The sequence below is a fragment of the Paludibaculum fermentans genome, from assembly GCF_015277775.1.
Lineage (GTDB): Bacteria > Acidobacteriota > Terriglobia > Bryobacterales > Bryobacteraceae > Paludibaculum > Paludibaculum fermentans.
In genome coordinates this window covers 8,812,820-8,826,432 of record NZ_CP063849.1, presented here as the reverse complement: position 1 = coordinate 8,826,432, position 13,613 = coordinate 8,812,820, and the positions used below count along the sequence as shown (strand labels likewise).

Annotated in this window: 8 protein-coding genes; 6 read left to right on the top strand and 2 right to left on the bottom strand. The window is 65.2% G+C overall.

Annotated elements, in window-relative coordinates:
* Nucleotides 1–16: 16 nt before the first annotated feature.
* Together IRI77_RS35080 and IRI77_RS35075 are read right to left on the bottom strand one after the other, a co-directional pair.
* The gene (locus tag IRI77_RS35080; RefSeq protein ID WP_194449571.1) at nt 17–1,207 is read right to left on the bottom strand and encodes an aldo/keto reductase; all 1,191 of its coding nucleotides are present in this window, start codon (nt 1,205–1,207) and stop codon (nt 17–19) included.
* A 62-nt stretch (nt 1,208–1,269) separates the two neighbouring features.
* Nucleotides 1,270–2,076, bottom strand: coding sequence for a hypothetical protein (locus tag IRI77_RS35075; protein WP_194449570.1), 807 nt, complete (start codon nt 2,074–2,076; stop codon nt 1,270–1,272).
* Between the two features lie 146 nt (nt 2,077–2,222).
* Here IRI77_RS35075 and IRI77_RS35070 point away from each other — a divergent pair, with 146 nt between their 5' ends.
* The 6 genes from IRI77_RS35070 (at nt 2,223) to IRI77_RS35045 (ending at nt 13,530) form a co-directional block, all read left to right on the top strand.
* Nucleotides 2,223–3,260, top strand: coding sequence for a YncE family protein (locus IRI77_RS35070; protein WP_194449569.1), 1,038 nt, complete (start codon nt 2,223–2,225; stop codon nt 3,258–3,260).
* A 65-nt stretch (nt 3,261–3,325) separates the two neighbouring features.
* Entirely contained in the window at nt 3,326–4,612 is a 1,287-nt protein-coding gene (locus IRI77_RS35065; RefSeq protein WP_194449568.1) for a hypothetical protein, read from the top strand.
* A 7-nt stretch (nt 4,613–4,619) separates the two neighbouring features.
* The gene (locus IRI77_RS35060; protein WP_194449567.1) at nt 4,620–7,163 is read left to right on the top strand and encodes a VWA domain-containing protein; all 2,544 of its coding nucleotides are present in this window, start codon (nt 4,620–4,622) and stop codon (nt 7,161–7,163) included.
* Nucleotides 7,164–7,408: 245 nt separating this feature from the next.
* Complete coding sequence (locus IRI77_RS35055; protein WP_194449566.1) at nt 7,409–8,374, top strand: AraC family transcriptional regulator; 966 nt, start codon at nt 7,409–7,411, stop codon at nt 8,372–8,374.
* 214 nt (nt 8,375–8,588) lie between these two features.
* Entirely contained in the window at nt 8,589–9,215 is a 627-nt protein-coding gene (locus IRI77_RS35050) for an RNA polymerase sigma factor (RefSeq protein WP_267239359.1), read from the top strand.
* Between the two features lie 43 nt (nt 9,216–9,258).
* The gene (locus IRI77_RS35045; protein WP_194449564.1) at nt 9,259–13,530 is read left to right on the top strand and encodes a serine/threonine-protein kinase; all 4,272 of its coding nucleotides are present in this window, start codon (nt 9,259–9,261) and stop codon (nt 13,528–13,530) included.
* The last annotated feature ends 83 nt before the right edge of the window (nt 13,531–13,613 follow it).

The following is a 13,613-nucleotide window of genomic DNA, read 5'->3' as shown; positions in this document are numbered from 1 at the left end:
CGGGCCAGGCGTGGAGTTACGCCAGCAGTTCCTGAGCTCGGCTGACACGCTGCTGGATTCGGACGCCGTTGGGGCAGTCCACCGAACAACTGATGCAGTCGGAGCAACGGATGGCCCGGGCTGTCGCGGGCAGTTCCAGATAGCGTTCGCGGGCCATGGCGAACTGGCCGTAGCCTTCGGCGTAGGTCAGGATCCGGAGGACGTCGGGGACCGGCACGCCGTTCGCGCAGACTCCGTTGCATGCGCCGCACATGCGGCAGTAGAGGGGGCTGATGCGGGCGAGGTGCTCGGCGAGCAGGGCTTCGTCCTTGGGCGTATAGGGCTCGGCCATGGCGCGGACGTTCTCCTGGAACTGGTCGTGGTCCGTCATGCAGACGATGGCCGTGTCGACCGACTGGTTGCGCAGCGCCCACTTGATGGCCGCCAGAGGAACGCCGGGCTGGCCCAGGCGCTGGGAGAGGGCCTGGGGATTGGCTCCGTAGAGGCGGTCGCCGCGCTGCACGCGGGTGGTTCCGCCGGCGAGCGTCTTCATCACGACGATGCCCAGGCCGGATTGGCGGGCGTCGCGAATGGCGGAGGTCATGTCGGTCTTCGCCGCGGTGGTGTCGGTGTTGGCTCCGGCCGCAACGGAGCGCATGGCGAAGTTGTAAGTGGTGAGGACTACATCGGTCTGGCCGAGTTTGGCCAGGTAGGGCAGCATGCGGTCCATGTTGAAGTGCGTGCTGACTCCGGCGAAGCGGATCTTGCCGGCCTTTTTGGCGGCACGCTGCGCTTCGAGTAGTTCCCCGGTCACCTCGGCCGGGTCGTTCTTCATGTGGAGGTACCAGATGTCGAGGTAGTCGGTGCCCAGCTCGCGGAGGCTGGTGTCGAGGTCTGCTAGCGCGGCCTGGGCCGTCTTGCCGCCACTTTTGCTGGAGATGACGACCTTGGCGCGCCGGCTCTTGAGGGCCGCGCCGACCATGCGTTCGTTGTTGCCGTTCTGGTAGCTGCGAGCGGTGTCGAAGTGGACGATGCCTGTGTCGGCGGCGCGTTCGATGACACTGGCGTCGGTGGTGGTCATGCAGCCAAAGGAGAGGGCTGTCACCTTGAGGCCGGTCTTGCCGAGAGTGCGGTAGGTGAGTTTGGGCTCGGCAGCAGGTGCGGGCAAGGGGGCAGCCAGAGCGAGAGGCGTGGCGAGAAAGCCCCGGCGGGAAGCGGAGTGTTTCATCTGAAATTCCTTTTAGGGGGAGTATATCGTCTTTGGGGTTGTGGAGCGTGTGAATCGACCCGTCAGTTAGGTCGGCCGACCGGTTTCGACATGATCCAAACCCTCGTCAGCTGAGAAGCCGGCACGCAAACAAGCATCGTGATCAGGAGCAGCGTTACGTACGCCTGGGTTTCGTGATCCGCGAGGCTTGTGCTTGCGCCCAGCGGGATCAGAAGAATCGCCAGCAGGTAGCAGAGGAGCATGGCGGAAGCAGAGCGTGAGGCCAGGTGCAACTCCGGGGGCAGGCTGCCAAGAGTCACGCCCGCAGTCGCCACGACGAAGCTGGCGGGCGTCCACATCAGTCCGGACATGATCGAGTCCGCACTGGGAGCCAGTTCGAAATGATTGTTGAATAGGTTGAGCCAGATCCTGCCTGTGCACACCGCCAGCAGGCAGAGCCCTCCCAGCAAGTACCCACTTCCCGGCCTCTGCCGGTTGCGGCGGAGAGTCCCCACGATCAGAGCAGCGACGGGCAGCAGGATCATGCCGGGAAAGAGAAGATCCACCAACCCGATGAGGAAGGTCCCCTGGGCATCGCGACCTAACTTCGTGATGGACTCCTGCAGCCAGGGCGCGCTAATCATGGTCAGAATCGTCCCGGCTCCATAGAGCCACGGCGCGAGCGTCCTCAGCTGCATGGGACCGGCCAGATTGCTTTGGAGTGAGGCGAAAGGGAGAGCCAGGGCCGCCAGGCAGAGCGTCACGATGGCGTCTGAAACATTCGTCCCCAGGGGGAGGTAGAGGTATTGAAGCGGAACAAGCGCGAGCAGGAGCAGACCGAAACCGTAATAGATGCGCGCCGCTCTATTCCCGAAAGCCGAGTGAGGCATGATGCTTTGCTGCCGGTCACCGGAGGAATACCGCCTTCCGTGGGCCACCATGATTATAGTGGGACGGTGGAGATCCAGGAGAGGCGTGGATTCAAAGGGGCCCGCCCTGCCGCTATTCTAGACACACGGGGGCTGGAGCCGGATTGATGACCAGATATGACATGCTGCGCCTGGGGTTGCTGGCGGCGCCTTTCGCTTCTAGCGCTTTGCTGTCTGGGAATGCGTCGCGGAAGACAGTGCTGGTGGTGCAGGAGGGCCTGGGGCAAGTGATCCTGTTTCCGCCGGACCATCCGGAGCGCAAGAAGGCCGTGCGCGTCGGCGAGAAGCCGCATGAGATCGAGGTGACTCCGGATGGCAGAACGGCCTTTGTCTCGAATTTCGGTCTGCTGGAGGTCAACCACCAGATTGGGACTCCGGGCACCACCATTTCCGTATTGGACGTACGGGCAGGTCTCGAGCACGCCCGGTTTCAGCTGCCCACGGGTTGCACCGCTCCCCATGGGCTGAAGCTGCGTCCGCCGAAGCACCGGGAACTGTTCACGAACACGGAAGTGGGCCGCGAAGCGATGGTGGTCTTCGATGCGGCGTCGGGCATGGTGCTGCGCACGTTTGATCTTCCGCCCAGCGTCCACAACTTCATCTTCCAGGCGGAAGGACGGTCGCTATTTGCCTTCACAACGACTGGCCGTGTGCTGAAGGTGGACCCGGAAGATGGCGCCATCCTGGCCCAAACCGAGATCGCAGCGCCAAGAGGATTGGGCTGGACCGCGGATCGCCGCCGCCTCATCGTGGGCGGCAGGAACGAGCTGGTTCTGCTGAATCCGGGCGATCTTTCGGTGGAGTCGCGCTTCGGCAATCTCGGCACCGGGCAGATCTTCTATCCCTCGGCGAGTGGGGACGGCCGCTGGATCCTGGCGCCGGCCGTGCTGGATGGGTTCCTGCTGGTGATCGACGCCAAGACCGGCGAGGTGGCGCAGCGCATCCAGACGGGCAGCCCGCTGCTGGCCGTGCCCGATGGTGACCACACGTGGATCTCGAATGTGCTGGTGCCTCCGCAGATGATGCCTCGGGGCGCGGCGCCGCGCAACGGGGGCCTTGCCCTGCTGGACCTGCGGACGATGGCCGCGACTCCGGTTGACGGCATTCCCGACGCGAACGGAATTGCGGTCGCTGCTGCCAGGTAGGGTGAGCCAGGTTCTCCCGGAGCATCCGGAGGCATAGAATGTAGCCGGAGTTGTACACGGATCGTATGGACCCTTCCGATAGTGACGCCGCACGCGTTGTTCCGGCGCGGCGTACCCGAATCGCGACAGCCGCGATTCTCCTCCTCTGCTCCCAGGCCCGGTTGACTGCGCAGCCAGACGCCGGCGCCCACGCGGTACTCGACAGCATCCGGGAACGCGCCCTGGAGAATGTGCGGACGCTACCGAACTACACCTGCACTTCCGTGATTGAACGGTCAGCGCGGCGATCGGTCTCGCACCGTTTTGAGAACGTGGACCGGATCCATTTGGAGATCGCCTACATCGGAGGGAGCGAACTGTTTGGCTGGCCCGCCGGAGAGCGCATTGGCGAGCAGGACCTGCGGCGGTTCGTGGGCGGCAGCATTACGAACGGCGATTTTGCGCTGCTGACGCGGGCCTTGTTTGCCGGGCCCAGTGTCACCTTCAAGACAGCCATCCGCAAGGATCTGGGCGGCCGCCCGGTGTGGAACCTCGACTTTTCCTCTCCGCGCGAGGGGAGCGAGTGGGTGCTCACGCTGGAGCAGCGGGAAGAGCCGGTTGCCTATTCCGGGTCGCTGCAGGCGGATCCGGATTCGCTGCGGCTGATCTCCATCGGCATGTCGGCCGATTACATCCCGCGCGAATTCGGTTACCGGAGAGTCACCAGGCACCTGGAGTTCCAACCGGTCCGGATCGGGTCGAACGAGGTGATGCTGCCCTCGCGCGCCGAGTTCCTGACCCTCGACCGCAACGGCGAGGAGACTCGCAACGAGGCCAGCTTCACGGGGTGCCGCGAGTACACCGCTGAGAGCGTCCTGCGCTTTGAAGAAGCGGAACCGGAGCCGGCGAAACCGGCCGTGAACGAGGCTGCGGGGGGCTTGCCGGAACAGTTTGAGGCCAGTTGCGAACTGGAGACACCAGTGGACTCCGATGTGGCGGCGATCGGCGATGCCGTGACGCTGCGGCTGACGCGGAGCATTACCGGGAAGTCCGGTGTTGTGGTTCCGAAGGGCGCCGTCCTGCACGGCCGGATCAAGCTGCTGAGTGTTCTGGGCGGACACCGCTGCGCCGAGTTCGGGTTCCGCTATTTCGAATGGGACGGCAAGCGGCTGGAGATCTCCGGCCGGGAGAACCGGATGATCGTGACAACGCGGCGCATCTCCGGCTCGCAGAACAGCGGGCCGGGCAATTGGTCGCCAACCCTTCCGACCGTGGAGGCGACTCCCGAGTCAATGATCCGGGCTTCCGGACGGAGGCTGGTCTTGGCGCGCGGCTTCGCGCTGAAGTTGGAGAGTAAGGCGAAGGAGCACTAGGACGGCCATGCGGCTCGCAATCCTCACCGTCTGGCTGATGCTGGCGGGCGCGCAGGCGCAGACACCCGTGAAGCCGTTCCCGCAATATGACGGGGCGGAACTGGTACACCGGTTCCCCGAACTGGCCGGCATTCAATTTGCGTCCGGCGAGGGTGAGTTGGCGGGCCTGCTTCGTCTCGCGGGTCAGGGCCTGGAGCGAATGCTGGCGGGCCTGCCGGCGGTCTCGGCCGGCGAAGAGATTCACGAACTGCGCTTCGAGCGGGCAGGAGGCGTGGAGGGACGGATGGAGGATTACCGCTACATTGTTCGCGATGCCTCGCGTGGTGCGGAACTGGTACTGGAGGAGTTCCGAGTGGTGCCGGCGACGAGAGCGCGCGCCGCACCGCCCGCGGAAAGCAGCTTCCTGCTGTTGGGACACTTCGAGGCTCTGCTCAGCTACCTGCTGCCGGAAAACCGCGGCCAGTCCGATTTCCGCTATGCCGGGCGCTTGACGGAGGCGGGAGCGGATGTGGCCGTGATCGCGTTTGCGCAGCATGCGGGATCGAGTCTGCGCAGCCATGTGGTGACAGGGGCGGCCGGACAGACGGCCCGCATTCACGGCTTGGTGTGGCTGGATGCGGCGAGCGGCCGGATTCTGCGCATCCACGCGGAACTCGCCGATCAGATCGAGGGGTTCCCGTTTGAAACGCTGAGCACTGATGTTGTCTTCCGGGCAGTGGGGCTGTCAGGAGCAAGCGGCTCCGCCTGGCTGCCGGCGCGGGCGACCGTGCACGGTCAGTTTGCCGGCGGGGAGGTGCATTCGATCCACCGCTTCCGCGATTACGGGATCCTGGATCAGGATGGAGCGGCGGGAACTGGGCCGCCTGCGGATGCGACGGAAGACGCTTTTGAGCTGCTGGCGCGAGGCATCGGCCTCGAACAGGCCCACAAGCCCGCCGAGGCGGTGCCGGCGATGCGCGCCAGCGTGCGGCTTGAGCCGGAGTCAGCCCTGGCACGGTTCCATCTTGCGGTGGCGTTGAATTCCACTGGCGATCTGCGCGGAGCGGAGGCGGAGATCCGGGAGGGACTCAAGAGACGGCCCGAGGATGGGCCGGCCCACAACTTCCTGGCAGTGGTCCTGATGAAGCAGGGTGACCTGAAGGCCGCCAGCGAAGAACTGAGGATTAGCGCACGGCTCCAGCCGCGGAGCGCGGTGGTGCAGTTCAACCTCGGGCAGGTGCTGGAGAAAGTGGGCAAGGCCGAGGAGGCAGCGGCTGCCTACCGGGCCGCTTCGGCGCTGGAACCGGGCAACGCCGAGTACAGGACGCACCAGGAGCGCCTCGAACGTAGAACCGGCGCGGGCGGCCAGGATACGCTGCGGGTGGAAGTCCGGCAGGTGCTGGTGCCGGTGATCGCCACTAATCGGGAAGGCCATCACGTGACCGGGTTGAAGCAGGCTGACTTCCACGTCTTCGAGGACGGAGTGGAACAGAAGATCACGTCGTTCAGTTCGGAGAGCGTGGGGGCGGAAATGGAGTCAGGAGGGAAGACGGAGGCCCCGAGCTCGAACGCATCTGCCGTGGAGCGCAACCCAATCCGGCGCACCTATGTCCTTTGCATCGATACGCTCCATACATCGATGGAGGGGCTGGCGAATGCCAGGGCCGCGGTGGAGAAGGTGCTGCGAGCCGAACGCCCGGGGGATGCGCAGTACATTCTGGCCGCGGTGGGGAGCACCACGGAGATCCTCGCGAATGCAACACGGGATCCGGTGCTGGTGTCGCAGGCACTGGACGAGCGCAAGTTCCGGGCACGCTTGATGGACAGCCGGCGCGGATCCATCGATGTCGAGTTGAGCCAGTTTATCCGCTCGCTCGACGAGGCCCGCAGTGCCTGCGATACGGGCTCGGCCTCGTGCCAGGGGCGCAAACGAAGCCTGCCGATGGAGGCGGAGCGGATCTCTACGCAGGAACGGGTCTATAACCTGTTGTTTCTCAGGCAACTGCACAACCTTGTGGAGCAGTTGTCTCACGGCAACGACCGGCGGACTCTGGTGCTGATCTCGGATGGATTCGAACTGGTGCCGGGCAAGGCCGCCCGCACGCTGCTGAACGCCTACTTTCCGGAGTTCCGGTTCGCTGCGCTGGGCACCGTGGATCGAATGCAGGCCGAGTTCGATCAGGTGGTGCGGCTGGCGGCCAGAAGCAACATCACGATCGACACAGTGGACACGCGCGGAGTGTACACCCAGGGCTACTTCCAGGCTTCGAATGGCGGCAGCGGCGCCGCCATGATGCCGGCGGTACTCGGTGCCATGAATCAGAGCGCCTCTGACCTGCGGGCCGCGCTCTTGGAGGTCGCGGCGGCAACGGGCGGCCTCGCCTTCAGCAACAACAACGATCTGCAGGCCGGGCTTACGCGCGCCTTGGCGGACGGGCGGGAGTATTACATGTTGGGATACATTTCCAGCAACGAGAAGCTGGACGGGACATTTCGCGCGATCCAGGTGCAGGTTCGCGGCCAGAGGGTGAAGGTCCAAGCCAAGAAGGGCTACTGGGCCATGGAGCAGTAGAGGCGCGGGGCAGGCTGGACGGAACACCTGAAGCCGGCCGCCGGGGCGGACCACTTTCGCTTCCGCCCCAGCCAAGACCGGCTCTCCCGAGAACGAACCGAAGGTCCTGGTTCCAGCCTATGGCCGGCGCCGCGCGGGCGGTATCCCGATCCTTCCGATTTATTGCCTATTTCTCTCGACCGGCCGCAATTCAGTACGTCTTCCCGGGCTGCGGAATGTATTCTGGGGCTGAGGGAGCGCGACGCATGACAGTGTCGAAGCAGAGCGTGCGTAGATCCGGCCCGGAGGATCCGGTGCGCCAGGCGCGGGCCGAACTGGCCCGGAAGATTGACGCCTACGTGGGCACCCAGGTGAGACGGGAGACCGATATCCCTGGCCTGACCCTTGTCCGGCGGACGGAGTTGACCGCACCGGCCTGCATGACATACGAGCCGAGTGTGGCCATAATCGCCCAGGGCCGAAAGCGGGTCGAACTCGGACTGACGACCTTTATTTATGATGAATCGCGATTCCTGCTGACGTCGGTCGATCTGCCCATCACCAGCCAGGTGGTGGAAGCCAGCGCGGCGGCTCCTTTCCTGGCGTTGTCCCTGAAATTTGAGATGACGATGGTCCGCGAGATGCTCAGCCGGGATGAGATTCCGCCTCCGGACACACCCCCGGACACGCCGGCCATGGCCACTGGCGCAACCACGGCGGAACTACTGGGTGCGTGTTGCCGCCTGGTGGAACTGTTAAATACGCCGGCGGACATCCCCTTTCTCAGCGGGCTGATTCAGCGCGAGATCATTTACCGGATCCTGCGCGGGCCCGAGGGGGCCCGCCTGCGCGCCATCGCGACACTGGGCGACCAGAGCCATCGCACGGCGAAGGCGATCGCGTGGATGCGCGTGAACTTCGCGAAGCCATTGCGTGTGGAGGATCTGGCCCAGATGGCGGGCATGGGCGTGTCAACCCTGCATCACCATTTCCGGGCCTTGACCGCAATGAGCCCGCTGCAATACCAGAAGCAGCTCCGCCTGCAGGCGGCCCGGACCCAGATGCTCACCGACGGTCTGGACGCCGCCAGCGCGGCCTTTGCGGTGGGCTATGAGAGCGCCAGCCAGTTCAGCCGCGAGTACAGCCGGTTCTTCGGCCAGCCGCCGATGCGGGACATTCGCACGCTGCGTGCTCCCAACTCGCCGCCGATGGAGCGGGCCGGCCAACAGTAGCGCCAGCACGCAGGAACTAAAGAGTCAGCTGCTTGTGGGCTAACCACAACTGCCCCGGCGAACTCGAAGGTTGGCGGATGGCGATCACGCTACAATTAGAAGCCAAACGATGCAATTCAGCTCCGGTCCAGCTGATTTCCCGACTACCCATTGGACTCTGGTTGCGGCTGCGGGTGCCCACGCAGGGCCTGACAGCCGTCAGGCTCTCGCCTCCTTGTGCGAGGCTTACTGGTTTCCGCTCTATGCCTACGCCAGGCGGCGGGGCGATTCGCCGGAGGCGGCGCAGGACCATACGCAGGAGTTTTTCGCTCGCTTCCTGGAACGCGACTACTTCGACCGAGCCGATCCGGACCGCGGCCGCTTTCGCTCGTTTCTTCTCTCTTCCTTCAAATACTACCTGTGCGACGAAGCCGGACGGGCCCGCGCCCAGAAGCGCGGCGGCGGGATGGCTACCCTGCCCTTCGAGTTCTCGAAAGGCGAAGAGATGTATGTGCGCGAGCCGGTCCACAACGAGACGCCCGAGCGGATCTATGAACGCCGCTGGGCGCGGACTCTCTTGGACCGGGTCGTCGACCGGCTGCGCGAGGAGTTCATCCTGCTCGGTCGCCTGGAGCATTTCAACAATTTGAAGCCCTGCCTGCAAGGTGAGTTCGATGTACCGTATGCCGAACTGGCGCGGCGGCTTGAAACCACGGAGGCGGCCTTGAAGGTCGGCATTCACAGGCTTCGAAAACGCTACCGCGATCTGTTGCGCTCAGAGATCGCCAACATCGTGGCCGATCCCGCCGACATCGATGCCGAGTTGCGCCACCTGATTGCCGCACTGGCAGGCAAGTCCTGAGTTCGAAGACTGCGCATCCCGCGTTGCCGTAATGGAGAAGAGAGTGGCGCTCTGTCGAAAATGCTGCATTGAACTCGACCCTGACGGGACGTGTGCGGCCTGCATGCTCGCGGGCGCCTTCGACACCGGCCCCGAATTGGGCGCCGACAGCGGCGGAAACGAGCCCGGATCCGGCGTCGGGAGTGATCCGGCGGACGCGCTGGATGATGATCACTTTGGGGCCTATCGCATCCTGCGCATCCTCGGCGAAGGCGGAATGGGTGGGGTCTATCTGGCCGAGCAGATCCAACCGCTGCAGCGGCTGGTTGCTCTGAAAGTGGTGAAGCCGGGTGTCAACTCCGCCCAGATCCTCTCGCGCTTCAACTACGAGCGGCAGGCGCTTGCGCTGATGGATCACCCCAACATCGCGCACGTCCTCGAAGCCGGCGCCAGCGCGAAGGGGCGGCCGTACTTCGTCATGGAGTATGTCGACGGCCTGCCCATCACACAGTACTGCGACCAGCACCGCCTGAACACGAGAGAACGCCTGGAACTCTTCATCCCCGTCTGCCAGGCCCTGCAGCATGCCCACCAGAAAGGCGTCGTCCACCGCGACATCAAGCCCTCAAACGTGATGGTGACGCAGGTCGACGGGCAAGCCTCACCCAAGGTGATCGACTTCGGCATCGCCCGGGCCATCGAACAGCAGCAGGCCGGTGCGGACGGGGTCACACAACTGGGCCAGTTCATGGGCACCCCCGAATACATGAGCCCGGAGCAGGCCGATCTCGTCACTGGCGACATCGACACCCGATCTGACGTTTACTCGCTCGGGGTCCTGCTGTATGAGCTCCTGGTTGGGGCCGTGCCATTCGATGCGGCGCGGCTGCGCAAGGCGAACCTGTCCGAACTGCTGAGGATCATTCGCGAAGAAGACGCCATCCCCATGACCGCGAAGCTTACGGGGATGAGGGAGACCGTCATTGAGATCGCCCGGCGGCGGCGGACGGACCCCGCCACGCTCCGCCGCCTGGTCCGCGGCGATCTGAACTGGGTGGTCGCCAAGGCGATGGAGAAGGACCGTGCGCGCCGCTATCCCGCCGCGTCCGAACTGGCCGCCGACATCCGCCGGCATCTGGACGACCAGCCGGTGCTGGCCAGTCCGCCGGGCGCGATCTACCACGCGCGGAAGTTCGTACTCCGGTACAAGCGATCGGTGATCGCGGCGGCGGCTGTCGTGGTGGCACTGGTGGCCGGCATCGTCGCAACGTCCTGGCAAGCGGCCATCGCCCGCCGGGAACGAACCGAGGCCTTCGCCGCGCGCACACTGGCGGAAACCCGCCTGAACGACGTGCACGCTCTCGCAGAGGCGATGCTGTTCGAGATCAATGACGATGTAAAAGACTTGGCCGGAGGCACCAAGGCGCGTGAAGCGCTGGTCCGGCTGGGCCAGCGGTACCTCAACAAGGAGGCGTCACTGGCACACTCCGACCCGCGCCGGCGGCAGGCGCTGGCCGAGGCATTCCTCAAAGTGGGCGACCTGCAGGGTGCGCCGGGCGAATCGAATCTGCGCGATGTCTCAGGCGCCCGGCAAAGCTATGGGCGCAGCGTCGGGATTCTTGAAAGGGAGGTGGCCGTCTATCCGCGGCAGGCGCACCTGCGTCATCTACTGACGCTCGCTTACGTGCGCCAGGCGCAATTGGAAGAGTCGGCGTTAGCGGCGCGAACCTTCGGCTCCGTCGTGCACACATTCGCTTCCTCCTGGGCGCAACTCGACGATGCGGAATCACCGGCGAAAACGATCCTGGAGCAGGCCGCCAAATCGGCCGGCATCTATACCGCGCAGTGGCCAAATGACAGGCAAGGGCTGCGCGATGAGTGTGAAGTACTGCAGGGAAAAGGGGATTTTGCCGAGGCCGTCATGCTGCGTGGCCGCATTTTGGCCGCCAACCCGGGCGATCCAGTCCTGCGGTGGGAATTGGCGCAGGCCGAACTGGCGCTGGGCTCCTCGCTCGTGCTGAAGAACCGCCGTGAGGCCCTGCGCTGGCTCCAGAAAGGTGCGGATTCCTGCCAGGCATTGAGCCGGGAGGAACCCGCCAGCGTCAAATACCGGCGGGACCGCGCTGTCGCTCTGGGCACGATGACCCGGGTTCTGTTGAACCTGAGCCGGCTGGGGGAAGCGGTCGCCTGTGCCCGGGAGTCCGTCTCGATTCTCGAACAACTCACCGCGTCGGACAGCCTCAATGCCAGCTTCCGCCTGGACCTGAGCGCGGCGCGCGCCGCACTCTCGAACGCTTACTACGACAGCGGGCAGGCCGGACAGGCGCTGGAGAATGTCGCGCTCGCCGCAGCGGTCCAGGAGGAGCAGGCCGCGCGCCATCCGGATAACCCCGACTTCCCGCGCCAGGCCGCCTATCAGTATCGCAACGCTGCCCGGTTCAAGACCTATATGCGGGACTTCCCTGGCGCTTTGGAGCAGTATCGCAAGGCCGAAGCAATCGACCGCAAACTGCAGGCACGGTACCCTGATCGTTCTGAACTCAAGGAGGCGTTGCGCGGCGACCTGGATTCGATTGGCGGCGTCTTGCTGGAGCTCGGCGACGGACCGGCGGCCTTGCGCACCTATCGTGAGGCACTCGCGGTGGCGCAATCAGGAGGCCCCGCGCGCCATACGCCAGAGTCTCTCGTCACCGTGGCGACGGCGCACCAGGGGCTGGCTAACGGCTTCCGTGCCATGTCACGGTGGAGCGAGGCGATTCAGGAGCAGCGCGCGGCAGTGGCCATCTGGGAGCAGCGCGTCGCGGCTAAGCCCGGCAGCCCTGGACTGCAACGTGCGCTCGCCCGCAGCCAGGAGGATCTTGCGCGGCTCTACGACGGCAGCGGCAACTACCCGGCCGCCGTGGCCGCAGCAGAAAAAGCCCGCCCGTTTCTCGAAGCCGACTTAGCCGCCCATCCTGATGATGAGTCCGCGCTGACCGAGCTCCGGAATGCGCTGTTGTGCCTGCGGACGGAATATTTGAGAACGGCCGATCATGAACGCGCCCTGGCCGCCGCGCGCCAGGTACTCGCAATGACCCAGCGTACCGGTGTGATCAGCCGGGTGGCGGCGAACCGGGACCTGGGGGACACTCTGCTGCTGTCCGGCCGCCGCGAGGAGGCCCTGGCCGCCTTCCGCCTCGCGCTCCCGATCCTGGATGAGAACACGGCCGCTCCGGGCGCCGGGCGTTCCTATCCGATTGAGCAGGAGCCCTCGCCCTATTACCGGAACGAGCTGGCATCCAGTTTTCTCACCCTAGTTGCCGCCTTCACCAACGCCCGGCGCGAGGAAGAGGCCGCCGCCATTTTGGACCGGATTCTGCCCGTCCTGGAAGCGATGGTACGCGACAATCCGGGCAACAATCTTTATCGTGATACGCTCGTACGCGCCTACCACCGTGCGGCGGCCGTCTTCCTCAGTCTGGGCGATATGCCCAAATCCCTTGATTTCAATCGAAAGAGCCTGCGGCGGGAGCAGTCTCCGGCCTCCCCGGCGGAAGTCTACCATCGCGCTCTCCACCTGGCGCAATCCGGCGCCCTGCACCTCCGCCTGGGATCCCAGCAGGCCGCGCAGAGCGCTTGGCGCGAAGCGCTGGCAGGGTTTCAGCAGGCGGCGCGAGAGAGTGAGCGGCAATGGTCGGAGGACAAGGTAAATCTGACTGCCCTGGAAACCCTGCTGCTCGCTGAGCGCGGGTCGGCCTTCCTCTGGGAAAGCCTGGGCGACGCGCGGCAGGCATTTCGCCTCCTGGAATCCTGCTACCGGCACGAGACCGCGGCGCGCGGCAGCGGATCGGCAGCGGATGCCGTACTAGTCCTCTGGAAACTCGCCGGCGATCGAGGCGACTACAGCCCGTTCTTCCCAGGCGGGAAGCCAGCGGCCGGGCAAATGGCGGCAGCCCTGGCGCGAGGTTGGAGAAACCAGGCGGAGGCCATCGCGGCCTTCGCCGCTCCGGTGCCAGGGCGACTGGAGGCGGCCGCAAAGGCGGTGGAGTTCGGACGCCAGGTCGCGGCCTCGCAGGCTTCACCGGCAAACCGCCTTGGCCTGGCGCAATGCCTGCGATCCCAGGGAGACGCCTACCGGGCGGCGGCACGCGGATCCAGGGGCGCTGAGTCCGTTTCCGCCTACCAGCGCAGCCGCAACTGCTTCCTGGAGGCGCAGTCCATTCTGACCGCACTCCAGCAGTCCGGCCAGTTGCCCGGCCCTGTCCAAGCCGACCTGATCCTCTGCGTCAACAATCTGGCCGACGCCAACGAACGGCTCCGCGCCGCGGGCGAACAGCGGACGAGTTCAAGCCGTTAGCCCGGCCACGCCAATCAATCAGCTCTCCGGCAAACCTGCGTTGCCCCTAAACCCGTCTGCAATTCTCACGCAGCGTGTAACCT

Coding starts and splice junctions, on each gene's coding strand:
- IRI77_RS35080 (WP_194449571.1), bottom strand. CDS start 1,207: ATGAAACACTCCGCTTCCCGCCGGGGCTTTCTCGCCACGCCTCTCGCT.
- IRI77_RS35075 (WP_194449570.1), bottom strand. CDS start 2,076: ATGCCTCACTCGGCTTTCGGGAATAGAGCGGCGCGCATCTATTACGGT.
- IRI77_RS35070 (WP_194449569.1), top strand. CDS start 2,223: ATGACCAGATATGACATGCTGCGCCTGGGGTTGCTGGCGGCGCCTTTC.
- IRI77_RS35065 (WP_194449568.1), top strand. CDS start 3,326: ATGGACCCTTCCGATAGTGACGCCGCACGCGTTGTTCCGGCGCGGCGT.
- IRI77_RS35060 (WP_194449567.1), top strand. CDS start 4,620: ATGCGGCTCGCAATCCTCACCGTCTGGCTGATGCTGGCGGGCGCGCAG.
- IRI77_RS35055 (WP_194449566.1), top strand. CDS start 7,409: ATGACAGTGTCGAAGCAGAGCGTGCGTAGATCCGGCCCGGAGGATCCG.